Source organism: Streptomyces sp. CBMA29 (assembly GCF_014596445.1).
Taxonomy (GTDB): domain Bacteria; phylum Actinomycetota; class Actinomycetes; order Streptomycetales; family Streptomycetaceae; genus Actinacidiphila.
This window is the reverse complement of record NZ_MECL01000007.1, coordinates 31,472-55,726: the sequence shown is the minus strand read 5'-3', so window position 1 is coordinate 55,726 and position 24,255 is coordinate 31,472. Positions and strand designations below refer to the sequence as shown.

General features: G+C 71.4%; 19 protein-coding genes. 12 read left to right on the top strand and 7 right to left on the bottom strand.

The window, feature by feature from the left end; all coding sequences use genetic code 11:
• The first annotated feature begins 368 nt into the window (after window positions 1-368).
• A complete protein-coding gene (locus BGM09_RS01605) occupies window positions 369-3,578 on the top strand; it encodes a TIM-barrel domain-containing protein (protein ID WP_188279558.1) in 3,210 nt (1,069 codons plus the stop codon).
• Between the two features lie 59 nt (window positions 3,579-3,637).
• Here the strand turns inward: BGM09_RS01605 and BGM09_RS01600 are convergent, their stop codons facing one another.
• Complete coding sequence (locus BGM09_RS01600) at window positions 3,638-4,633, bottom strand: pyridoxal-phosphate dependent enzyme (RefSeq protein WP_188279515.1); 996 nt, start codon at window positions 4,631-4,633, stop codon at window positions 3,638-3,640.
• Window positions 4,634-4,934: 301 nt separating this feature from the next.
• Here BGM09_RS01600 and BGM09_RS01595 point away from each other — a divergent pair, with 301 nt between their 5' ends.
• From BGM09_RS01595 to BGM09_RS01585, 3 genes are all read left to right on the top strand, one after another.
• A complete protein-coding gene (locus tag BGM09_RS01595) occupies window positions 4,935-6,818 on the top strand; it encodes a LamG-like jellyroll fold domain-containing protein (RefSeq protein ID WP_188279514.1) in 1,884 nt (627 codons plus the stop codon).
• Window positions 6,819-6,946: 128 nt separating this feature from the next.
• Window positions 6,947-7,471: an AAA family ATPase gene (locus BGM09_RS01590; RefSeq protein ID WP_188279513.1), complete on the top strand. Its 525-nt coding sequence runs from the start codon at window positions 6,947-6,949 to the stop codon at window positions 7,469-7,471.
• A gap of 196 nt (window positions 7,472-7,667) precedes the next feature.
• Entirely contained in the window at window positions 7,668-10,841 is a 3,174-nt protein-coding gene (locus BGM09_RS01585) for a discoidin domain-containing protein (protein ID WP_411158239.1), read from the top strand.
• Between the two features lie 227 nt (window positions 10,842-11,068).
• Here the strand turns inward: BGM09_RS01585 and BGM09_RS01580 are convergent, their stop codons facing one another.
• On the bottom strand, window positions 11,069-12,277 hold the full coding sequence (locus BGM09_RS01580; RefSeq protein WP_188279511.1) for a M20 family metallopeptidase: 1,209 nt from the start codon (window positions 12,275-12,277) through the stop codon (window positions 11,069-11,071).
• A 296-nt stretch (window positions 12,278-12,573) separates the two neighbouring features.
• Here BGM09_RS01580 and BGM09_RS01575 point away from each other — a divergent pair, with 296 nt between their 5' ends.
• Entirely contained in the window at window positions 12,574-13,467 is an 894-nt protein-coding gene (locus BGM09_RS01575; protein ID WP_317452484.1) for a MurR/RpiR family transcriptional regulator, read from the top strand.
• Window positions 13,468-13,583: 116 nt separating this feature from the next.
• Here BGM09_RS01575 and BGM09_RS01570 read toward each other — a convergent pair whose 3' ends face one another.
• A complete protein-coding gene (locus BGM09_RS01570) occupies window positions 13,584-14,099 on the bottom strand; it encodes a hypothetical protein (protein ID WP_188279510.1) in 516 nt (171 codons plus the stop codon).
• Between the two features lie 325 nt (window positions 14,100-14,424).
• Between BGM09_RS01570 and BGM09_RS01565 the strand changes: the two genes are divergently transcribed.
• Together BGM09_RS01565 and BGM09_RS01560 are read left to right on the top strand one after the other, a co-directional pair.
• On the top strand, window positions 14,425-16,047 hold the full coding sequence (locus BGM09_RS01565) for a hypothetical protein (RefSeq protein ID WP_188279509.1): 1,623 nt from the start codon (window positions 14,425-14,427) through the stop codon (window positions 16,045-16,047).
• 155 nt (window positions 16,048-16,202) lie between these two features.
• Window positions 16,203-18,200 (top strand): hypothetical protein, encoded by a 1,998-nt coding sequence (locus tag BGM09_RS01560; RefSeq protein WP_188279508.1) that lies wholly within the window; start codon window positions 16,203-16,205, stop codon window positions 18,198-18,200.
• An 87-nt stretch (window positions 18,201-18,287) separates the two neighbouring features.
• Here the strand turns inward: BGM09_RS01560 and BGM09_RS01555 are convergent, their stop codons facing one another.
• Window positions 18,288-18,761, bottom strand: a complete 474-nt coding sequence (locus BGM09_RS01555) for a hypothetical protein (RefSeq protein ID WP_188279507.1) — start codon at window positions 18,759-18,761, stop codon at window positions 18,288-18,290.
• Window positions 18,758-19,243 carry an ATP-binding protein gene (locus BGM09_RS01550; protein ID WP_223186155.1) on the bottom strand — a complete coding sequence of 162 codons (486 nt, stop codon included), beginning with the start codon at window positions 19,241-19,243 and terminating at the stop codon, window positions 18,758-18,760. The genes BGM09_RS01555 and BGM09_RS01550 overlap by 4 nt, the downstream gene beginning before the upstream one ends.
• Window positions 19,244-19,566: 323 nt before the next feature.
• Between BGM09_RS01550 and BGM09_RS01545 the strand changes: the two genes are divergently transcribed.
• The 5 genes from BGM09_RS01545 to rpsN all read left to right on the top strand — a co-directional run bounded on the left by BGM09_RS01545 (window position 19,567) and on the right by rpsN (window position 22,324).
• Window positions 19,567-20,448, top strand: coding sequence for a helix-turn-helix domain-containing protein (locus BGM09_RS01545; protein ID WP_188279505.1), 882 nt, complete (start codon window positions 19,567-19,569; stop codon window positions 20,446-20,448).
• A 1-nt stretch (window position 20,449) separates the two neighbouring features.
• Complete coding sequence (locus tag BGM09_RS01540; RefSeq protein ID WP_317452483.1) at window positions 20,450-20,689, top strand: DUF397 domain-containing protein; 240 nt, start codon at window positions 20,450-20,452, stop codon at window positions 20,687-20,689.
• Between the two features lie 56 nt (window positions 20,690-20,745).
• Window positions 20,746-21,561 (top strand): SAM-dependent methyltransferase, encoded by an 816-nt coding sequence (locus tag BGM09_RS01535; protein ID WP_188279504.1) that lies wholly within the window; start codon window positions 20,746-20,748, stop codon window positions 21,559-21,561.
• A 221-nt stretch (window positions 21,562-21,782) separates the two neighbouring features.
• The gene (gene rpmB, locus BGM09_RS01530; protein ID WP_188279503.1) at window positions 21,783-22,019 is read left to right on the top strand and encodes a 50S ribosomal protein L28; all 237 of its coding nucleotides are present in this window, start codon (window positions 21,783-21,785) and stop codon (window positions 22,017-22,019) included.
• A complete protein-coding gene (rpsN, locus tag BGM09_RS01525) occupies window positions 22,019-22,324 on the top strand; it encodes a 30S ribosomal protein S14 (RefSeq protein WP_188279502.1) in 306 nt (101 codons plus the stop codon). The genes rpmB and rpsN overlap by 1 nt, the downstream gene beginning before the upstream one ends.
• 22 nt (window positions 22,325-22,346) lie before the next feature.
• On the opposite strand, the gene BGM09_RS01520 is transcribed toward rpsN, so the two are convergent.
• Window positions 22,347-22,784, bottom strand: coding sequence for an NUDIX domain-containing protein (locus BGM09_RS01520; protein ID WP_188279501.1), 438 nt, complete (start codon window positions 22,782-22,784; stop codon window positions 22,347-22,349).
• A 78-nt stretch (window positions 22,785-22,862) separates the two neighbouring features.
• A complete protein-coding gene (locus BGM09_RS01515) occupies window positions 22,863-24,209 on the bottom strand; it encodes an MFS transporter (RefSeq protein WP_188279500.1) in 1,347 nt (448 codons plus the stop codon).
• Between the last annotated feature and the right edge of the window lie 46 nt (window positions 24,210-24,255).

Genomic DNA, 24,255 nt, shown 5'->3' with positions numbered 1-24,255 from the left:
AATTTCCAACGTTGACCGCCGCCTGTATGGACACCCGCCAGGCCCTGTGCTGTCATGCCACCGACATCATTTGCAACGATGGAAGACGTGAAGGGAAGTGCCCGCAAGACACGGGCGCCTCCTTTGTCCACCATTCCGCCAGGTCGAGCCGCCAGGACCCGCGACGCGTGACAGCGGGTTCTGACAACGCTGTCAAACGCCCACCGGCAAGGGCGAGCGCGCGGATCGGCCGACGGAGCCTCACGACGGGTCGACAAGGGGCCCGCCTCAGGACGGAGTTGTGCGTGAGAAGAAGACGAGCGTGGCGCACGATGCGGTACATGCGGCGGCGGGGAGCGGTCGTCGCCGTGACCGCCTGCGTGGCGGGGATGACGGTGGCCGGCGCGGGCCAGGCGTCCGCGGGGCCGGGGCACGGGGTGGGCCACCACGCCATCCCCTCGGTGACCTCGGGCGGCGCCCGCTTCCAGGTGCTGTCGCCGACGTTGATCCGTACCGAGTACGCGCAGGACGGGAAGTTCACCGACGCCGCGACGTACAACGCGATCGGCCGCGGCGACTTCGCGCCCGCCGCGTACACGACGAGCACGTCCAACGGCTGGCTGACGGTCGCGACCAGTGCGATGACGCTGCGGTATCAGGTGGGCTCCGGGCAGTTCAGCGCGCGGAATCTCTCGGTGAGGCTGACGGCCGGCTCCTCGGCGGTCACCGCGGCTCCGTGGCAGCAGATGACGTGCGCGGTCGGGGCGCTGTGCGAGGCGGAGAGCCTGCCGTACAGCGGGGTCGGCGTCGCCACGGACCACACCGGGTACACCGGCTCCGGCTTCCTGGCCGGCTTCCAGGGGACGGGCAGTTCGCTGTCGGCCGATGTCGAGGTCACGACGGCGGGCACGTACCAATTCGACGCGCGGTACGCCAACTCCGCGGCGGGCGACGGCCAGAACACCACCCGCACGCTCACCTTGGCGGTGGACGGCGGCGCGGCGCGGACGCTGAGCCTTCCGGTGACCGGCAGTTGGGACACCTGGAGTCTGGCGACCGCCGCGGTGCAGCTCGGCGCGGGCCGTCACACCGTCACGCTGTCCAAGGCCGCAGGAAATTCCGGCAATGTGAACATCGACAGCGTCGCGCTGGTCAACTCGGGCGGCGCGTTCCCCTCGGTCTCGGCGACCGCCATCACGGACTGTGCTTTCGGCGCGAGTTGTGAGGCCGAGGCGGACCGGATCACGGGTTCCGCGAAGGTGGCCACCGACCACGGCGGGTACGCGGGCAGCGGCTTCCTCGGGGAGCTGAACCAGGGGTCGAGCGTGACGGCCCATGTCGTCGGGGTGCCGTCCGACGGGACGTACTCGGTCCAGGTGCGCTACGCCAACTCCACGGGCGGCGACGGTCTGAACCAGACCCGTACGGCCACGGTGTCCTCCGGCGGTACGAGTGCGACGCTCTCGCTGCCGGTGACCGGCAACTGGGACACCTGGCAGACCGCCTCGGTGCCCGTGGCACTCAAGGCGGGCGCCGACGACATCACCGTCGGCTGCCCGAACGCGGCGAGTTGCCACATCAACCTCGACACGTTGTCGGTGACCGCGTCCGGCGCGGCGGCCCCGCAGCCGCACCTCGCGCTCGGCGGATACCGGCGCAGCCTGGACGGGCTCAACGGTGACAACGGCAATCCGACGACCACGCCCGGCCTGATGTACAAGGACGGCTGGTACCTGCTGGACGACACGACGTCCGCGCTGTACGACACCGCCGCCAAGAAGGTCACGCAGCGCCCCTCGCACAACGGGACGCCGTACCAGGACGGTTACCTCTTCGGGTACGGCCACGCCTACAAGCAGGCGCTGTCGGACCTGGCGACGCTGACCGGCCCGGCGGAGCTGCTGCCGCAGTGGGCGTACGGCGTCTGGTACTCGGAGTACATCGACAGGACCGCCGCGGACTACGAGAACAAGATCCTGCCCGCCTTCCGTTCCGAAGGCGTCCCGCTGGACGTCCTGGTGACCGACACGGACTTCAAGTCGCCCAACACGTGGAGCGGTTGGGAGATGAACACCGCCAAGTTCCCCGACCCGAAGGGCTTCTTCGACTGGTCGGCGGCGCAGGGGCTGCACAACACGCTCAACACCCACCCGAGCATCCTGGCCTCGGACCCGCAGTTCGCGCAGGCCCAGGCGACCGCCAAGGGCAAGCTGGTCAAGGGCGGTTGCGCGTCGGGGGCGAGCGCGGGAGGCGACTGCTACGTCTTCGACTTCGGCGACCCCGACCAGCTCAAGGCGTACATGGACCTGCACAAGACGATGGACCAGCAGGGCAACGACTTCTGGTGGTTCGACTGGTGCTGCGACAACTCCCAGTCCTCGCTCGCCGGTGTGACGCCCGACGCGTGGATCAACCAGGCATACGCGGCGGACTCCGCTCCGGCGATCGGCCGCGGCTTCGTCATCTCCCGCGCCTACGGCTCGCTCCAGGCCGGCGGGTACAGCGGCCAGCAGGGACTGCCCACCGGACCGTGGGCCGACAAGCGCACCACCGTGCACTTCACCGGTGACACGTCCTCGACCTGGGGCACGCTGCGGTCCGAAGTCGGTTACACACCCGGCGAGTCGGTCGCGACCGGCATGTCCGCGGTCAGTCACGACATCGGCGGCCACAACGACACGACGGGCCTGACCGGCTCCGAGACGTACACCGACGGCGGCGGCACCCACACCACGCACAAGCTGCCGGACGACCTGTACGCCCGGTGGGTGCAGCTCGGCGCCTTCCAGCCCGTCGACCGGCTGCACAGCAACCACAGCGACCGGCTGCCCTGGCAGTACGGCACGGCGGCGCGGCAGTCGGCGGACAAATTCCTCAACCTCCGCGAGAACCTGGTGCCTTACACGTACAGCCTCGCGCAGCAGGCGGCCACCACGGGCGTCCCGGTGGTCCGCGCCACGTATCTCGAATACCCGGACGAGCCGCAGGCGTACGCCACCGCGGGCAGTGAGTACTTCTACGGCTCGGACATGCTGGTCGCTCCCGTCACCACCCCGGGGACGACGGCCACGACGTCGGTGTGGTTCCCGCCCGGCCAGTGGACGGACTACTTCACCGGGCAGACCTACACCGGCGGCACCACGCAGAACATCACCACCGGCCTCGACCGTATGCCGGTGTTCGTCAAGGCGGGCGCGGTCATCCCGACCCGTACGAACAACGTGACCGCCAACGACAAGGCGCCGCTGACCAAGGTCACGCTGACCGTCGCCGCGGGCGCCTCCGGCTCGACCTCGCTGTACGAGGACAACGGCACCGTCGGCGGTCCCGGCCGCAGCGCCACCACGGCCGTCCGGTACCGCGAGAGCGGCGGGCGGCACACCGTCACCATCAGCCCGGCCAAGGGGTCCTTCGCCGGCCAGGTCAGGACCAGGCAGTGGACGGTGACGCTGCTCGGCGTCGCCGCGCCGAGCCACCTCACGGCGGCCGGCGAGGGGCTGTCGCCGGGCTCGTACCACTACGACAGCGCGACCCGCTCCCTCACCGTCACACTGCCTCCCCGCAGCGTGCGCACACCGGTCATCCTCAGCTACCGCTGACCGGCCGACCCCGTACGGGCCCGCGCGTACCCTCGCGCGGGCCCGTACCCATGACTCGGCTAGGGCGCGCCACCGCACAGTTCCGCGAAGCGCGCGGTGTCGATGTTGCCGCCGGACAGGATCAGGCCGACGCGGGGCGGAAGCGGGGTGACGCGGGCGGAGAGCAGGGCGGCCAGTGGCGTGGCGCCGCTGGGTTCGAGGACGATCTTGAGACGTTCGAAGGCGAAGCGCATCGCCTCGCGGATCGCGTCCTCGGTGACCAGGACGATGTCGTCCACCAGCCGCCGGTTGATGGCGAAGGTCAACTCGCCGGGAACGGAGGCCGCTTGCCCGTCGGCGATCGTGCGCGGGACGGGGATGGAGACGCGCTCGCCCGCCTCCAGCGAGCGCTTGGTGTCGTCGCCCGCCTCCGGTTCGACGCCGATCATCCGGATGGCGCTGTTCAGCCCCTTGACGGCGGTCGCGCTTCCCGCGAGGAGTCCCCCGCCGCCGACCGGCACCACGAGGGCGTCCAACGGCCCTGCCTCGGCCAGGAGTTCCAGCGCGGCGGTGCCCTGTCCCGCGATGACGTGCGGGTGGTCGTACGGCGGGATCAGGGTGAGGCCGCGGTCGGCGGCCAGCGCCTCGCCGATGGCGACCCGGTCGCCGGTATACCGGTCGTAGGTGACGACCTCAGCGCCGTAGCCCTCGGTGGCCTCCCGCTTGGAGCGCGGGGTGTCCTCGGGCATCACGATCACCGCGGTGCTGCCCAGCTCCCGCGCGGAGAGCGCGACGGCCTGCGCGTGGTTGCCCGAGGAGTACGCGGCGACGCCCTTGGCCAACTGCTCGGGCGTGAGCCGGGACGCGGCGTTGTACGCGCCGCGGAATTTGAACGCGCCGACGCGCTGGAAGTTCTCGCACTTGAGATGGACCTCGGCGCCGACGAGGTCGTCCAGGGTGCGCGAGCGCAGTACGGGCGTACGGTGCGCGACGCCGTCGATCCGGGCGGCGGCGTCGCGGACGTCGGCCAGGGTGACCGGCGCGGCGGCGGTCGGGGGGCGGTGGGGTGAGGTCACCACCGCACCCTACGCCGTGCTCCTCGCGGGCCTCGCGAGCGGCCGGACCTCGGACGTCACGGTCCCGGGACCGGCGCGGCGGCGGGGTACGGGCCGAGGGCGCGCCCGTAGTGGGTGATTCCGTCAAGGCGTTCATGTGCGCTTCGTCGCGCGTTGGCTGGGGCTGTCATCTCGGTCCGTAGCGTCGGCTTCTGCCGGCCGGACCTGCCCCGTCCACCTCACGGGGGCCCTCACGGGTTCCGCGCTGCCGCACGCCATGACCGATGAACCGAACAACAGCGCAGACGAATGAGAGACGCTCATGTGCAGTCCGCAGCACCAGCCCGAGGGACCCCTGCCCGGCGCGAGCCGCCGATCGCTGCTCGTGGGAGCCGGACTCGCCGGAGCCGCGGTGGCCGGTCTGTCGGCCGCGGGACCGGCGTCTGCCAGTACGCCGGGGACGGCCGGAACCGCCGGGCTTCCGGGGTTCGGCGGGCCGTGGCGGCCCGACACCGACGACCAGCGCTTCACCGTCGTGGTGATGCCGGACACGCAGTACATGTTCGACGGTGACGCCCTGTACCCGGCGCCGGTCGAGGCGGCCTTCCGCTATCTGCTGGCGAACGGCAAGGACGAGAACATCGTCTTCATGGCCCACCTGGGCGACCTCACCCAGAACGGCAAGGCGGGCGAATTCGCCTCCATCAGCAAGGCGTTCAAGATCCTGGACGACCACCAGGTGCCGTACAGCGTGCTGGCGGGCAACCACGACATCCCCGGCAAGGACGACCAGCGCGGGAACACCCCGTACCTCGACCACTTCGGGCCGCAGCGGTTCCGCAAGGCGCGCTCCTTCGGCGGCGCGAGCCCCGACGGCTACAACACCTTCCACACCTTCCGGGCCGCGGGCCGGGAGTGGCTGGTGCTCGCGCTCGACTGGCGGCCGTCGGCCGCGGGCGTCGCGTGGGCGAAGAAGGTCATCGCCGCGCACCCGAAGTCCCCGGTCATCCTCACCACGCACGAGATCGTCGGCGCCGACACGTACGGCGACGAGGCCGAACTGTCCGACTTCGGGCAGCAGTTGTGGGCCGACCTGATCGACGGCAACGACCAGATCTTCCTCACGCTCAACGGCCACTTCTGGCCGCCCGCGCGCACGGTGAAGAAGAACGCCGCCGGGCACGACACGCATCTGCACATCACCAACTACCAGGACCGGTACTACGGCGGCGCCGCGATGATCCGGCTCTACCGCTTCGACCTGGCGCGCGACACCATCGACGTCGAGACGATCTCGCCGTGGATTCTCGGCAAGGCCGCCGACAGCCTCAACGAGCTGGAGCGGCAGGAGATCGAACTGACGGGTCCGCAGGACCGGTTCTCGCTCGACATCGACTTCGAGCAGCGCTTCTCGGGCTTCGCCCCGGCCGCCCCGCGACCCGCACGCCCCGTCAACCGGATGCTCGTGCCCGGCACTCTGGCGTACTGGCGGTTCGACGGCTCGCACGGCACCGACCGGATCGTCGACCTGTCGGGGCGCGGCAACGACCTCACCAAGGTCGCGCTGCCCGGCGCCACGGACGCGGCGCTTAAGTGGTCGGCCGACCACCACCCGGACCAGCCCGGCCACGCCAGCCTCTACTTCGGCGGCGACAGGGACAGCGGCGGCCCGCACGGCGCCTACCTCCAGACCGTGGACAGGGCGCCGCTGAACGCGGCCACCTTCCGCTCGGCGTACACCTTCGAGGCGTTCTTCAAGCTGCCCGCCGACTGGGACGGCAACCGCAACGGCTGGTCGGCGCTGCTGAGCCGCTGGGGCACCAGCGGCCAGGCGGGCAAGACGGGTTACTCCGAGACCGAGCCGATCGTCACCCTCAGCCTGTCGGGCGGCGCCGAACTCCAGTGGAACGTCTACCCGTTGAACCTCACGACGTCGACCACCAACTGGGGCCACTACCTGCCGATCAACGTCTGGTGGCACGTCGCCGTCGTCAACAACGGCCGGCAGACCACGATGTACGTCGACGGCTGCCCGGTCGTCCGTAATCCGTCCACCCGCAACAACGGCCTGACCTCGCTCAATCTGCCGTGGATGATCGGCGGTCACGCGGACGGCGGCAAGCCGGACCAGGTCATGCGCGGCTGGATCGGTGACGTCCGGATCGCCGAACGGGCGCTGACCCCGCGCGAGTTCATGAACGCCTGACGGACACGGACCGCCGGGGGCGGGTCCCGACCCGACCGCACCCGGCGGCCGGACCCGGACCCGGACCCGTCGGCCGAACCGGACCCGGACCCGGACCCCACCGCCCGAGAAGCGGTTAGCCTCGGGCGGTGAAACGCATCCTCGTCGCAGGCATCACCGGGGCGGGCAAGACCACCATGGCGCGGGCCCTCGCCGAGCGGCTCCGCCTGCCCTTCCACGAGATGGACGTCCTGCGGTTCTCCGGTCCCGGCTGGGCCACCGACCCGGAGTTCGAACCGAAGGTCGCGGACCTCGCGGCCGGCCCCGAGTGGATCGTCGACTCCTTCGGCTACCCGGAGGTACGGGACCTGCTGTGGACGCGCGCGGACACGGTGGTCTGGCTCGACTACCCGCGAGCGGTGATCATGCCGCGTGTCCTGCGGCGGTCGCTGAGCAGGACGCTGCGCCGGGAGCGGGTCTTCGGCGGCAACGTGGAAACCCTGTCGGGCTGGTTCAGCGGCGAGCACCCGGCGTGGTGGGCCTGGTCCCAGCACGCCGCCCGGCGCGAGGACATCGCCGGGCGCGGCCAGGACCCCCGCTTCGCGCACCTCCAGGTGCTCCGTCTCCACTCGCCGCGTCAGGCCGAGGCGTGGCTGCGCACCGTGCACCCGTGACGCGGCGCGCGCACCCCGCAACCCGCACCCCGCAGCCCGCGCGCACCGCGACCCCCACCGGCCACAGTCCGTCCCCTCACCGGTCGCGGTCCGTCCGCTTTGCCGTCTCCCCAGACCTTGACGGCCGCGTCCAAGACCGCAAAGAATGGCCCGGCAGCCAATGACAACGTTGTCTAAATGCAAGAGGAGATCTGCCGTGACCCACGACCCCGCCGGACTGGGCAGACGGCGCTTCGCCCAGCTCGCCGCGCTCACCTCCCTGGCCGTCGCCACGCCGCTGTCGATCGGCGCCGCCTCCGCGGACGCCGCGCCCGCGGGCCACCACGGCGCCGGAGGGCACGGTCCCGGCCACGCTCCCGACGACGGTGTCGCCGCCGCCTACTACCAGGCGCTGCTGACCCACACCCGCTGGGCCGAGACCCAGTGGGACGCCTCGAAGGGCTACTACACGGGGACCGACTACAACTTCGTGGTCGTCCTCGGCAACGCGGTGCTGCTGACCCGCGGTACGTACGACGCCACGAGCGCGGGCATCGACAAGGAGACGCTGCGGTCGCACACGCTGGCCACGATCAAGCACTTCGCCGCGTCCAACCGCCTGACGGGCGGCACCGAGTGGGGCCGCACCCTCTTCTTCGACACGACCTTCCAGCTCTACTTCGTGCTCGCGGCGCACCTGCTCTGGGACCAGTTGGACGCGGTGACGCGAGGTCACGTCGACACGATCGTGCGCGAACAGGCCGCGTACACCACGGCGTTGGGCACCGCCAACGACCCGGCGTCCGGCAGTTGGACGACGAACGGTCTCAAGGGCGGTTTCGTCGGGGACACCAAACTGGAGGAGATGGGCGTCTACGCCCAGTCCCTCGCGCCGGGTCTGGCCTGGGCCAGCGACGATCCGCGGTATGCCGACTGGAGCGCCGCGTACGGCCGTTGGAGCCGGAACGAGACCGGGCTCCCGGCCGCCGACCTGGCCAACCCGACCGTGGTGGACGGCGTCGCGGTCAGCGCGAACACCGCGACGAATCTGTACGACTCCTTCATCGTGGAGAACCACGGCTCCTTCGGACCGCACTACCAGCAGGAGTTGTGGCGCACCTCGGGCCGTAACGCCGTGCACTTCATCACCGCGGGCCGTCCGCTGCCGCAGGTGCTCACAGAGCAGCCGAACGCCAAGCAGTTGTGGCGCACGCTGCTGATGGTGATGAGCGACGCGGGCGAGCCGCTGATGCCGATGGTCGCCGACCGCGAGCACCTCTACGGCCGTGACGTGATCCCGCTGGCGTTCCTCGCGCAGGTCGCCGGGGACCGTACGGCGGCGTGGGGCGAGGCCGCGATGGCGGCGCGGCTGGCGCCGTACCAGGCGTACGCGCCGCTGTACCGGCTGGCGAAGTTCTCCGGTGAGCCGAAGTACGAGCCCGAGGCGCGCGCCGAGGTGGCGATCAGCTATCTGCTGCACGAGTGGCGGGCCGCGCACGGCGGGGTCGTCAAGCCGCTGTCGGACGCGGAGCTGTTCGCGCGGGCCTCCGGCGTCAAGGACTTCGGCACCGGCCCCGGTCTGGTCGCGCAGCAGACCCCGGCGGCCTGGGCCGCGGCGGTCAGCAAGCCGGGCTTTGTGAAATTCGGCTGGCAACCCGCCCACGACGACTGGCTGTTCGCGCTCAGCGGTACGACGCCGATGTTCCTGCCCGCGACGGCGGCGAAGGTGCTCAAGCGGTCGGTGACGACGTACCGGGAGGTGCGCGACGGCTTCGACGCGACCGCGACCGTGCTGACCCTGGACTCGGGGACCGCCGGGTTCACCACTCTGCCGTCCGGCGCGGTGGTCTACGCGACCAGCGGTACGGCGTCGGGCGAGGGCTCGCTGCGGGTGCAGAATCTGACGATGCCCGGTGTCGCGGGGCTCGTCGGCAGCCGTACGTACACCGCGGCCGAGGGCAGCGCGAAGGTCGCCTCGCAGGACAGCGGCAACGCCGGTGTCGGCCCCGGGCCGCGGGTGGACGAGCTGAGCGTGCCCAGCGGTTCGTGGCGGTACGTGCGCATGCAGGGCGTCGCGGGCCACACCACGTACGGCTACTCGCTGTACGCCTTCGAGGTCCGGGACGGCGCGAGCGGTCCGGATCTGGCTCAGGGCAAGACGGCCACCGCGTCGTCCGCCGACTCCGGCAAGGGCGCGGCGCTGGCCGTGGACGGCAACGCGACGACCCGGTGGGCGGTCGCGGTCTCGGACCGCGGGCGCGCGGACAGTTGGCTGACCGTGGACCTCGGCGCCGCCAGTGCCTTCGACCGTGTGACGCTGCGCTGGGAGACGGCGGCGGCCCGCGCGTACCGCGTGCAGGGCTCGGCGGACGGGAAGACCTGGACGGATCTGATCCGCTTCCCGAACGCGGACCTGTCCAGCCGGGGCGGCTGGCTGTCGGTGGACGGCCGGGCGGGGCTGGTGGTGCGCGGCGCCGCCAACCCGCTGTCCGTGTACGGCGATCTGGTGGTGCTCTCCGACGGTCCCGCCGAGCCGTTGCTGGTGGAGGGTCTGCCGTCGGGCGACCCGCGTGCGGTGAAGGCCGCCGCCGCGCGGCCCGCGCCCCGGGCGCGCGACGCGGCGGTCAAGGCCAGTACGGCGGGCGGGCACTTGAGCCTGTTCAACCTCTCCGCCGGCTCCGTGGCCACCACGGTGTCGGTGCCGCAGAGCCGGTCCCGTCTCACGCTCTACGCGGGAACGCAGCACGTCACCTCGGACGGCACCGACTTCGCGGCCGAACTGACGGCCGCGAGCGCGGCGGTCGTCCCGGCCCGCTTCACCCTGACGTCGCGTGCGGGCGGTTCGGTCCCCACCGGTCTGCGGGTGGAGGTCGTCGACGCCTCCACCGTACGGGTGAGCGGTCCGCGCGCCCGTCTGCTGATCACGGCGCCGTCGGGCGCCTGCGCCCAGGTCGATGTCCAGCCGGGCAGGACCGCGCAGGTCACCGTGCGCGGCGCGAAGCCGTACCCGCTGGAGGACGTGGCGGTCGGCTGCGACACCTTCCCGACCGGTCCGCTGCCCGCGGGCATGTCGGATCCGGCCGCGGCCGTGGACGGCGACCCGGCGACGTCCTGGCGGCCCGGCTCCGCGCGCGGCCGCATGGTGGTCGATCTCGGCGCGGCGGTCGACGTCCGGGAGATCCGTACCGCCTGGACCGGCGGCCATGTGCCGTCCGCCGCCATCGAGTTCAGCGCGGACGGGCTGACGTACACCCCGGCGGGCGAGCTGCGGCGGCGCGGCCGTGCGGCGACGCTCGCGGCGCGTACGACGGCACGCTACGTGGCGCTCGCCGTGTCCGGCGGTCGCGACTCGGACGCGCGGCTGGTGAGCCTGGAGGTCGTTCCGGCCTGACCACGGCCGGACAAGAGCCCCGGTTCGGGGCGGCAGACCGGGTCAGGCCGGTCTGCCGCCCCGAACCGGCATTTCCACGAGGGACGCCGACGTCGAATCAGGTCGAGCGGATCCCGGCTCAGCGCACGGCGACGGCCACCGGCGGGACGCCGTCCGCGTAAGGCCCATGACGAGGCCAGCCCCCGCCCGCGCCCCTGGAAAGCGCCGAGAAGGGTGGGCGCGGGCCTTCAGGCCACGCCGGCCGCGAGGCGGCTGAGCAGAAAACCGGCCATGCCGCGGACGCCGAATCCCAGCGCCCGCTCGTCGGCCGCGAAGTCGGGTGCGTGCGGGGCGCCGTTCATCCCGGCGTCCGGGTTGGCGACGCCGAGGTAGAACATCGCGCCGGGCACGTCGTTCAGGAAGAGCGCGAAGTCCTCGCCGTTGAAGGGGAAGGAGGCGTGCAGCACCTCCACCGCGTCCGGACCGAGCGCGCCGCGCAGGTACCGCGCCGCGGTGTCGCTCAGTTCCGGCGAGCAGACCATCGCGGGGAACGGCTCGTCGGCGAAGACGGCCGTGGCGCCCGGCAGCGGTTCCACCGCGGCGCGTACCGTGTCGCGGATCTCGGCGTAACGGCTGTCGGGCCAGGCGCGCAGCGAGACGCGGACGAGCGGGCTGCCGTCGTCGAGGGCGGTCAACTCGGGCCAGGCGACGACGAATCGCGCCAGCGGCCCGTCGGGGTCGCGGAGGTCGGCCAGCAGACGGTCGTACTCCTCGGGGTTGCGCGGGAGGCGGACGGTGGACAGGCCGTCCACGAGTTCGAGAATCCGGCGCGCGTCGGACGCGGCGTCCCGGCCCGTCAACTCGACCTGGAAATGGTCCTGTCCCGGCAGTCCGTGACCGGGCATGACCGCGAAGGTGCCGACCGGAAACGGCCCGCAGTGCAGCGCGTAGACCTCGCGCGGGGGTGTGTGTTCCAGGGCGCCGTCCGCGATCATGGCCCGCGCTCCGGCCAGCGTCTCCTCGGCCGGCTGGAAGAGGAAGACGATCCGGCCGTGCCAGCGCTCGCGCAGCCGGGCGAGCACCTGGGCGACGCCGACCCCGACGGCCGTGTGCAGATCGTGGCCGCACAGGTGCGCGGTGCCGGGGACGCGGGAGGCGAAGTCGCTCTCGAACAGCTCGTCCAGCTCGTCGTCGTCCACCGCGTCCATGTCGGCGCGGTAGGCGAGGGTCGGTCCGGGTCCCGCGCCGTCGAGCACCGCGACCACGCCGTGGCCGCCGACGCCGGTGGTCACCGTGAGGCCCGCGGCCCGCAGCCGTTCGGCGACCAGCGCCGCCGTTCGCTCCTCGGCGCCGGCGGGCTCGGGGTGGCGGTGGATGTCGCGGCGCAGCAGCACCAGTTCGTTGTCGAACTCTTGCGCGACATTGCCGATCTCCTGGCTGTCCAGTGCTGATGGCATGCGTGGGAGGTTACCGGACGGCGGGCGCCGGAGTCCGGCGCGCCCGACAGCCTTGACCGTCGACACCGAGTCCGCCGACCCGGTCCGCGAGGGCCGCGGCGTCGGCCTCGCGGGGCTGCCGGTCGCCCCCGGCCACCACGACCTGCCGCGGGCCGCAGGACTCACCCCGGCCTGCGTCTGGCGGACCGTCCACCGATCCGTCCACCGATCCGTCCGCCGGTCGCGGAACGCTCACCCGCGCCGGGGCTCGCCGAGGCCACGTTGACCCCGACGATCACGGTGGATACGTTTCCCCCGTGTCAGCCGGTTCCGACAACGAGTCCCCCGAGGCGAGTCCCTTGGCGCGCGTCCGGTCGCTGCTGCCGGACCTCGCTCCGGCCGAGCGGCGGGTGGCGGCTGCCGTGCTGGCCAATCCGGCGCTCGCCGCGCGCAGCAGCATCACCGAACTCGCCGAGGCGGCGACGACGAGTGAGACCACCGTCATCCGCTTCTGCCGTTCCGTCGGCCTGCGCGGCTACCCGGAGCTGCGGATCGCGCTGGCCGCGGACGCCGCGCGCGCCGAGACCCGCGACGACCGGCATCTCGGCAGTGACATCACGCCGACCGACGACCTGTCGGAAGTCGTCGGCAAGGTCGCCTTCGCCGACGCGCGCGCCGTCGAGGAGACCGCTCGGCAGCTCGACGTCGACACGCTGCGCCGTGTCGTGGCGGCGGTCGCGGCGGCGGGCCGCGTCGACATCTACGGCGTCGGCGCCAACGCCCTGGTCGCCGCCGACCTCCAGCAGAAGCTGCACCGGATCGGACGGGTCAGCTTCGCGTGGAGCGACACCCACATCATGCTCACCTCGGCGGCGGTGCTCAGCCCCGGTGACGTGGCCATCGGCCTCTCCCACACCGGGGCGACCGCCGACACCGTCGAGGCGCTGCGGGTGGCGCGCGGGCACGGCGCGACGACCGTCGCCCTGACCAGCTTCCCGCGCTCACCGATCCGCGCGGTGAGCGATCACCTCCTGACCACCGTGGCCCCCGAGACCACCTTCCGCTCGGGCGCGACCGCCAGCCGTATCGCCCAGCTCACCGTGATCGACTGCCTGTTCATCGGTGTCGCCCAGCACCATCTGGACAGCGCCCGCAAGGCACTCAAGGAGACGTACGACGCGGTCGGCGACCACCGGCTGCCGGAGCCGTGACCCCGGCCTCGTACGGCCGTTGCGAGGACCCCGCTCCCCTGGTGGGGGGCGGGGTCCCGGCGTGTGTGCCGCGTGCTGGGTCGCGCCGGGCGCATCCCGTACGACGAGGTGAACCGCTACCAGGTGAACGCGGTGGACTGGGCGCTGGTGGCGATGCAGTAGACGGTGGTCACCGAGGGCGACGTGGTGACGATCTTGACCGACCAGTTGGTGGCGCTCGGCGTGCCGGACAGCACCCAGGAGTCGGTCTTGTCACCGGCCGCGAGCGTGCCGGTGGACTGCGGGAGCGGGCCGAGGGTGACGGCGCCGGTCATCGCGGGGTTCACGGTGCCGGAGAAGTCGACCTCGGTCGAGCCGTTCTGCTTGACCTTGATGGTCGTGGTGATGCTGTTCGGCGGCACCGTGGTGCCCGCCGGGACCGTGATCGTGGAGGAGCTCAGTTTCAGTTTCTTGACGCCGCCGGAGTCGGTGGCGGTCAGCGTGGCCGTCCCGCTGCCCCACGTACCGCAGTTGTAGCTGGCGGTGGCGGTGGCCGGGGTGACGGCGACCGCGTGCGGGGCGAGGGTCAGACCGGCGAACAGCGCGCCGCCGCTGAGGACGGCGATCGTCCCCATACGCTTGGATCTGGACATGGCAAAGCACTCCAATCAAGCAGGGTGAGGGTGCGCCGGGGGACGACCTCACACAGGCACCCTTGACATCCCGTTGTCGAGTGACTACCCGCTGTCCAGCCCGGCGCGCTGGTCGGGAGTGAAGCCCCATGACCTTGAAGAGTCAAGCGCCACGAGGCGACTTGACCCGCGGCCGACCTCGCCCGGGGCGATCGGTGGCCCAACACCGCGAGGTTACTGGCGGGTTCGCATTGACTTCTGCGTCCCGCGCTGTCGCAATGCCCTGGAACCAGCACCTGACGCACCGTCATATACACGTATGCGTCCCGGAGTCAGGAGGCACGCGTTGCATCATGCAGGGCAGATCTCTCTACGGCGCCTCGCGCGGGCGGCGGTGCCGGCTCTGGCCCTGGCCGCGGCCTGCACGCTGGCCGCCCCCGCGGCGCACGCGGACACGGTCACCCCGACCGTGCACTGCGTGCTGCCCGCTGGACAGGGTGAGAACACCGGGCCGCAGTCCGTCTCGGTGACCCTCACCCCGGCCACGGTCGCGCCGGGCGGCAAGGTGCACGCCGAGGTCACCCTCGGACCCTCGCCCGCGACCAGCCCGCTCGCACTGTCCGCCGTACCGACCACACCGAGCATCTACTTCACCATGTCGGGCGGGGCGACCGGGACGGTCTCGGTGACCGGCCCGACCGTTCCGGTGGACGTCCCGGCGGCGCCCGCGCCGATCGTCATCCCGCCCTACGGAGGGGACTTCTTCGTCCCCTCGGACGCGTCGGGACCGGTGACGTTCACGCCGTTGAAGATGAACACGCAGACGGTGGTACTGGGCAGCACCTTCCAGACGCCCTGTGACATCGTCTCGGGCAGCGGCAGCATCGGCACGGTCACCGTGCAGGGCGGCGGGGGTGGGGCCACCACGCTCACCGCGCCGGCCTCGGCCGTACGTCCCAGCACCTCGGTCGCGCTGAGCGGCAGCGGATTCACCGCGGGGGGCACCCCCGTGGTCTCGCTGTGCGACGCGCAGGAACTGGGCTGCGACCCGTCCCGCTTCACCGCCGACACCCTCGCGATCGACTCGTCCGGCGCCCTCTCGGGGAGCGCGACACTGGCCGCGTCGTCCGTGATCGCCGACGGCTCCTATCAGGTGCAGGTCAGCGACGGCACCAAGCACGCCACCGCCGGCCTCACCGTCAAGGCGTTCGCGCCCACGGGCGCCCGCAGCGTCACGCTCTCGCCCGACCACGGCCCGCTCGGCACCGTGGTGACCGTCAGCGGCGGCAACTTCCACCAGGACCAGTACATCAACGTCTGGGGTGTGGACGCCGACGGCAACCAGACCGCCGACGACGCCGTGTACCCGGTCAGCACACCCGACGGCACCTTCACCGCCGAGTTCACCGTCAACGATCCGGCCACCACCGCGATCCACACCGACGAGAGCGGTGCGGAGGGCTCCGACGTGAACGTGAAGTTCACCGTGGGCGACAGCGGCGGCGCGACGGCCACCCAGAAGATCAGCGCCACCGTCACCGCGGGCAATCTCCAGATGACCCAGTCCGGGGACACCATCGACTTCGGCACCATCCCCCTGACCGGACGGTCCCAGACCGCCACCAGCGCGCTCAACACCGTCACCGTCATCGACTCCCGCGGCGTCGACCTCGGCTGGTCACTGACCGGCACGCTCACCGACCTGACCTCGGGTCAGAACACCATCCCCGCCTCGGCCGTCAGTTGGACACCCGACTGCGTCCGTAGCTCGCAGAGCGTCGGCACGCCCGCACCGGGCACGCCGGGCTCGCTGGGCAGCACCGCGGCGACGCTGTGCCAACTCACCGCGGCCGGCGGCGAGAAGGTCGTCGGCGGCACCGTGAAGGTCAATGCCGACATGGACCTGCGGCTCCCCGCGGTGACGGCGCCCGGCGACTACAGCGCGATCCTCACACTCACCCTCACCTGAGCGCCACGTCCCTGTTCCGCACCAACCGACTCCGAACGTCCCTACTCCTCACCCATTCCCCGGGATCCCACCCGCGGGCCTTCTCCCTCTCCCCGGACCCCTCCCGTGCCCAGGCTCAGGGAGGGGTCTGCCATGCCCGAAAGGCGGCGCAGCAGATGTTCCCACCCTTCCACCGCAGGCCCGGACGGGGCTGGCGGGCGAGAATCGCCACGGGCGCCGTCGCGGTGCTCGCCCTCGTCGGCGCGGGTCTGACCTCCGCGACGACGGCCCAGGCCGCGACCATCAACCCGACCGTCCACTGCACGCTCCCGGCGGGTCAGGGTGACGCCACCGGGCCGCAGTCGATGACGGTGACCCTCACCCCGGCCGTCGTCACCCCCGGCGGCAAGGTGCACGTCACCGTCACTCTCGGCGCCAGTCCCGCCATCCCCGGCACCTCGCTGTCCAACGTGCCCACCACGCCCTCCATGGACCTGGCGATGTCCGGGGGCGCCACCGGCACCGTGACGGTCACCGGCCCCACGGTGAACATGAACTACCCCGCGGGGCAGCCCGTCGTCGTTCCCCCGTACGAGGGTGACGTCTACCTGCCCGCCAACGCCTCGGGCGCCATCACCTTCACGCCGACCCGTACCCTCACCAGCACCGTGGTCCTCGGCGGTACGTATCAGACGCCCTGTGTGATCACCGCGGGCGGCGGACCGGTCGGCACGGTCACCGCTCAGGGAGCGGGCAGCGCCGCCTCGCTGTCCGGGCCCACCGGGGTGGTGCGGCCGCACACCGCGATCGATCTCGCGGGCGGCGGCTGGACGGTCGGCGGCACTCCCACGGTGTCGCTGTGCGACGCCAACGGCGCGGGCTGCAACCCGGCCGACTTCACGTCCAACACCCTCACCATCGACAGTTCGGGCATCCTCACCGGCACCGCGACGCTCGCCGACGCCAACACCCTGGCCGACGGCTCGTATCAGATCCAGGTCAACGACGGCACGACCCATGCGAACGCGCCACTGACGGTCAAGGCGTTCGCGCCCACCGGGCCGAGAACGATGACGCTGTCCCAGAACAACGGCGTGGTCGGCACGGTGATCACCGTCGTCGGTCACAACTTCCGCCAGGACCAGTGGATCAACATCTGGGGACTCGACGCCGCCGGGAACGCGCTCGACGACGCGGTGTACGTACAGAGCCTGCCCGACGGCACGTTCACCACCGACTTCACCATCGACAGCGCCGACCTGGTGGCCGTCTACGCCGACGAGAGCGGCACGGCCGGGACCAGCGTCACCGTACCGTTCACCGTCACCACCACCGCCGTGACGCTCAGCGCCACCACCCCGACCGTCCTTCCCGGCCACGCGGCGACGCTCACCGGATCGGGCTGGCCCGCGGGCACCACACCGACCGCCGCGCTCTGCGCCGCGGACGGCACCGCGTGCTCGGCCGCGTCCATCTCGTCGAGCAGCCTGAGCATCGCCTCCAACGGGAAGCTCTCCGGCTCGGTCACCGTGGCGAAATCCGTCGCCACGGGCTCCTACCAGGTGCAGGTCACCGCGGGCTCGATCCACGTCCTCGCGCCGCTGTCCGTCGCCACGACGTTCATCACGCTGAGCCCTGCCTCCGGTCCCGTGCACACCAAGGTCACGGTCGTCGGCCAGGGCTGGGCGCCGGTCGCCACGGTGGAGATCGACGGGCTCAAGGCGGACGGCTCCCGCACCTCCGACAGCTACGCCACCAAGATCATCGGCCTGGACGGCACCTGGTCGCAGACCTTCACGGTCAACGACCCGGCCACGGTGGCGCTCTACGCGCACGAGTGGCTGATCAACGGGCACACCGCGACCGCCGCCTTCGCCGTCAACGGCAGCACGGCCCCGCCCGCTCCCGCCTACTCGCTCAGTCCGACCGCGGGACCGGTCGGCACCTCCGTCCTGGTCAGCGGGCGGAACTTCGCCCCCGTCGCCACGGTCGTCGTGTCCGGGCGCCGCGCCAACGGCGCCCAGAGCTCCGACTCCTCGGTGCTGCGCGTCATCGGCCTCGACGGCACGTTCGCGCTCAACTTCACGGTGCGTGACCCGAAGACCGTCGGCATCATGGCCGCCGAAGTGCTGGTGAACGGAAAGACCGTCCAACTCCCCTTCACAGTCCGCTGAGTTGTCACCCACGGCCTGCCCGGACCGCCCGCGCGGCGGCTCCGGGCAGGCCCCGTGCCGCTCCGGGCCGCCAGGCGGGACGCGCCGCTACTCGACGGTCATCGCGGGCTGCACCCCGGCGATGCAGCAGGCCGCGAAGTACAGCAGGATCGGGTGCGTGTACGGCACGGCCTGGTCCGGCAGGTGGATGACGTCATGGCCGCCGGACGCGTCGGGCAGCGTCTCGTACGCGGGTACGAGCACGGCCGCGTCGACCAGGTAGCGGGTGGAGGACGGCCACTCCACGTCGATGTCGGAGCCGGTCGGCACGATCCACGACCACTGCCGTCCGTTGGTGAGGACGCAGCCGGAGCTGGGCAGGCAGCCGAGGATCCGCATGCCGTGCTCCGCGGACGTCTCGACCACGTCGCAGGCCAGCCCCGGCGGGAAGTCGGCGGTGGTCGGGACATGGATACGTTCCCTGGCGGCCGCGGTCCCGTCGACGCGCGGGGCGAGCCAGTCGGGGCGGGCGCCCCGGGGCGCCAGGGCGGAACGACGGCCGGCCGGGGGAACGCGCTTCATCGGGAGTCCTCCGAGTACGTGGCCGACGCGTCGTCGGCCGGGGCGGCGGGCACGGTGAAGGTGGCCCAGGCCGTCCAACCGGCGCCGGGCGAGGGGACGTTGATCCCCCAGGTCGTACTCAGGGCCTCCACGACGACCAGCCCGCGGCCCCCTTCGTCCGGCGGCCGGGCGTCGTGCCGGGACGCGCTGCGACCCTCGGAGGCGACCTCGACGTAGACCTCGGGGCCGCCGCCGCGCAGATGGCAGGTCACGCTGTCACCGAGGCTGTGCACGATCGCGTTGGTGACCAGCTCGGAGACGACCAGCACGATGTCGTCGCGGACACCCTCGGGCAGGCCCCAGCGGTCGAGTTCCGCACGGGCCTCGCGGCGGGCGGCGCTCACGGAAGTGCGGTGGGCGGCGAGACGGAAGACGGCGTACACATCACCGCTCGGGCGCGATGACGTGATCGGTGGGGTTCGGAGACCCGTTAATGCTGCCATGGCCGTCACCTCTCGTGGGGGCCGCGTATGTGGGGTCGCGGTTGCGCGCTCGGCGGCATCGCTGCCGGGCTCGACCGTCGGCGTCATTGCCTTGTGTCGGTGCTTCCGCGATGACGACGGCTGAGAACGACCGGGCGCGTGGCGGTTCCTGACAACGTAGTCATCATGGTGATCGGCTACGCCGTCGACTCCAACTATGGTGCTGCTACCCTCAACTCGCAAGCCACAAAGTGCAATTCGCAGAATGAGCCAGGCTGGCGGGAGACTGCGGGGCAACATGGCACACTGCGGCGAGCACTGAACACACGCACGGGGAGGTAGCAATGGCGGCCACCGACAATGGGTGGGGCGGCGGCCCTCCTACGGTGCTGCGGATGATACTGGGACGCCAGTTGGAGGAGCTCAGATCCCGCGCCGGCGTCTCATTCGAGCAGGCCGGTGAGGTCATCGGGGTGAGCCATTCGACGATCCGCCGGATGGAACAGGCCAAGGTGGCGCGGCTGCGGCTGTCCGACGTCGAGAAGCTGCTGCGCACCTACGGCATCACGGAAACGGCCGAAATCGAGACCTTCCTCGAACTCGCCCGCGAGGCCAACAAACACGGCTGGTGGCACACCTACCGCGACGTGATGCCCGACTGGTTCGGCGCCTATCTCACCCTGGAGCAGGCGGCGGTCCACATCCGCGCGTACGAGGCGCAGTTCATCCCCGGTCTGCTCCAGACCGAGGAGTACGCGCACGCGCTGCTCACCGCGGGCGACCCGCAGGCGTCGGCCGAGGACATCGACCGCAGGGTCGCCCTTCGGCTGACCCGGCAGCAGATCCTGACCCGTACCCAACCCCCGCTGTTGTGGGCGGTGATGGACGAGACGGTGCTGCACTGGCCGGTCGGCGGACCGAAGGTGATGCGCGCTCAGATCGATCATCTGCTGGAGATCGGCGAACTGCCGAACGTACGGCTACAGATGATGCCCTTCGCCAACGGGCCGCACCCGGCGACCCGCGCGGGGGCCTTCCAGCTCTTCCGGTTCGAGGCCGCGGAACTGCCCGATGTCGTCTATCTCGGCGGCTTGATCGGGTCGACCTACCTCGACAAGCAGGACGAGGTCGCCGCGTACCGCGAGGCCATGGACCGGCTCGCCGCCCAGGCGGCGCAGGAGAAGAAGACCAAGGCACTGCTGGGTGCCCTACGCAAGGAGCTCTGACGTGGATCACATTCGCAACGGCATGAGTGCCGCCGACCTCGGGCCCCACGGCTGGCACAAGCCGTGGAGCGACGATGCCGGCGGAGCGTGCGTCGAGGCGATGAAGCTGCCCGACGGCCGGGTGGCGCTGCGCCAGTCCACCGATCCGGGTGGGCCCGCACTGATCTACAACCGCCGGGAGATCGAGAGTTTCATCCGGGGCACCAAGGCGGGCGACGCCGACTTCCTGCTCCAGCAGTGACGCCAGGCCGCGCGAGCGGCACCACCGCACATCGACAAGGAAATCCGGAGGACCGCGTGCCCGAGAACGGCTGGCCGGCCGACCGTATCGACACCAAGAACCCGCATCCGGCACGGGTGTACGACTACATCCTCGGCGGCAAGGACTACTATCCTCCCGACCGCGAGGCGGGCGACGCCATGGTGGAGGTGTGGCCGTCGATCGTGCCGCACATGCTGGAGAACCGGAAGTTCATGCACCGCGCCACGCGCTACCTGGCGCAGGAGGCGGGCATCCGGCAGTTCGTCGACATCGGCACCGGCATACCGACCCGGCCGAATGTGCACGAGGTCGCGCAGTCCATCGCCCCCGAGTCGCGGGTGGTGTACGTGGACAACGACCCGATCGTGCTCACGCTCTCGGCGGGCCTGTCCTCCAGCACCCCCGAGGGGCGGACCGAGTACATCGAGGCGGACATGCGGGACCCCGCCGCGATCCTCGGCTCGCCGCAGTTCCGCGAGACCATCGACCTCGGCAAGCCGGTGGGGCTGACGTTCATCGCGATCGTCCACCTGATCATGGACGAGGACGACCCGCTCGGCATCGTCCACCGCCTGCTGGACCCGCTGCCGTCCGGCAGCTACCTCGCGATGTCGATCGGCACCGACGACTTCGCGCCGGAGGAGGTCGGGCGCGTGAACGCCGAGTACACCGCGCGCGGCATGCCGATGCGGCTGCGCAATCTCAGCGAGGCGCAGGCGTACTTCGAGGGCCTGGAGCTGGTGGAGCCGGGCATCACACAGGTGCACCGCTGGCTGCCGGACGACTCCGTCGACCCGGCGGTGCGGGACGAGCAGATCGCGATGTACGGAGCGGTCGCCCGTAAGCCCTGATCGCCTCCCGTTCCCCTGTGGCCTGGTCTCCGGTGACGCCGGAGGCCGGGCCACGACGGGTTTCGGGGGGGCCGCCGCGCCTCGGGCAGGGGCACTCCGGCATTCTGGAGTAATGACATTCGTTTCCATTAAGGTACGGTGAGTCCGGTCCCGAGGGCATCGGCGGCGGTCGTCCTGTCCGTCGCGGGCCCTCGCGAGTCCGCGACCGCCCTGGAGGCACCGTGTCCGCCCACTGCCAGCTCACCGGGCGCAAGCCCGGTTTCGGCAACGCCATCTCCCACTCCCATCGGCGCACACCGCGCCGCTTCGACCCCAACATCCAGCGCAAGCGCTACTGGCTGGCCTCCGAGGGCCGCTTCGTCCGGCTGACGCTCAGCGCGAAGGGCGTCAAGACCGTCGACCGGATCGGCGTCGAGGCGGCCGTCGCCCGGCTGCGCGCCCGCGGGGAGAAGGTCTGATGGCCAAGAAGAGCAAGATCGCGAAGAACGAGCAACGACAGGCGGTCGTCGCCCGATACGCGGAGCGCCGGGCCGAGTTGAAGCGGATCATCGCCTCCCCCGCCACCACGCCCGGCGAACGGGCCTCCGCTCGGAGCGAGTTGGGCCGACAGCCCCGCGACGCCAGCTCCACCCGGGTCCGCAACCGGGACGCGGTGGACGGCCGCCCGCGCGGCTACTTCCGCACCTTCGGCATCTCACGGATCCGGCTGCGCGAGCAGGCGCACGCGGGGTTCCTGCCGGGCGTGCGCAAGTCGAGCTGGTAGCCGCCTCCCCGCGCGCCTCAGCTCAACTGCGGTGTGTCCAGGCGTAGACGGCGCGCTTGTAGGAGCTGGGCATGTTCAGCTCGGGGACGCGGTCGAGCGGGAAGAGCGCGGATTCCTTGTGCTCCCCGGCTGTCGGCGGCGGCTGGTCGGGCGGCAGCAGCGAGCAGCCGTACGTGACGACCAGGACGCGACGGCCGGGCGCGGTCTCGTGGATCCATACCCCGTCGTCGATGAGGCCGTCGGCCTCGACCAGCCAGCCGGTCCTCTCCAGCACCTGGCGTTCGACGGCGGATTCGGGGCTGTCGTCGGCCCGTCGTCCGGTCTCCTCGGCGCCCGACTCCAGCTGCCCGCCGGGGAGTTCCCACTCCTCGCGGTCGTTCTTCGACAGCAGGACACGGCCACGCGCGTCGAGCACCACGGCCTTGACGGACACCGGCCACACAGGCGGCTGATAGGGCATGGAAATCCTCATGGGGCGAAGGGACTTCGCGGGACCGTAGCACGCGGAGCGGCGGCTCTCGCTACCTCGCGACGGTTCTCACTCCTGGGCGCCGCGGGGTGCGCCCGGGGCGCCGAGGGTCCGGTCCTCGGTGAGCGCGACCTCGGCGAGTACCGCCTCCTCGGGGAGTGCGGGCGTGTCGCGTACGGCGGCCTCCGCGTCAGCGCGCTCGTGGGACGGACCCGCGTGCGACTCCTCCCGGTCGGCCTCCTCCAGTGCGCGGTGCACGGTGCTCAGGACCGCCGCGCCGGCCGCGACCACCACCGCGCCCAGGACGAACGGGACGTGCGCGTTGTAGTGCTCGACCAGCTTGCCCGCGACGAAGGGCGCCAGACCGCCGCCGATGAAACGGACGAATCCGTACGTGGCCGAGGCGACCGGGCGCGGCACCGGGGCGATGCTCATCACGGCGGTGGTGACCAGCGTGTTGTTGGTGCCGATGAAGACGCCGGAGACGATCGTCGCGCCGATGACCACGGCCCTGTGGTCGGGAAAGACACCGATGACCAGGGTGTCGACCGCCATCAGCAGCATGGTCGCGTAGAGCGTACGGGCGGTGCCGAAGCGGGACTTGAGCATCGGGGCGCCGAAGACGGCGAAGAGCGCGACCAGCACGCCCCAGGCGCAGAAGACGGCGCCCAGTTTCAGCGGCGACAGGTCCATCAGGAAGGGGGCGTAGCCGAGGATGGTGAAGAAGGCCCAGTTGTAGAGCAGGCCGGTGACGCTCGTGGTGGCCAGGGTGCGGTGGCGCAGGGCCTTGATCGGCTCGCTGATGGAGGACGGCCGGTCGGGCCGGGGCGTCGGGGGGACGAGCACGGCGGTGGCGATCAGGGCGATCAGCATCAGGACGGAGACGCCGAAGAAGGGTCCGCGCCAACTGATGTTGCCCAACAGGCCGCCCAGCAGCGGCCCGCAGGCGATGCCGACGCCGAGCGCGGTCTCGTACAGGACGATCGCACCGCTGAATCCGCCGCTGGCCGAGCCGACGATGACCGCGAGGGAGGTCGCGATGAACAGGGCGTTGCCCAGGCCCCAGCCGGCCCGGAAGCCGACGATCTCGCCGATGCTGCCGCTGGTCCCCGCGACGGCGGAGAACACCACGATCAGCACCAGTCCGATGATCAGTGTGCGTTTGGCGCCCAGGCGGCTGGAGACCCAGCCGGTGACCAGCATCGCGACCGCGGTGACCACCAGATAGCTGGTGAAGAGCAGTTCCACCTGGCTCGGGCTGGCCTCCAGCTTGGAGGCGAGCGACGGCAGGATCGGGTCGACGAGGCCGATGCCCATGAAGGAGATCACACAGGCGAACGCCACCGCCCAGACCGCCTTCGGCTGTTGGAACGGGCTGGGCGTCTCGACGGCTTTCGCGTGCGCGGTGTGCGTCATGGGCCTTCCTCTCACAAGAGGAGACCAACTGTATCGACCATCTATA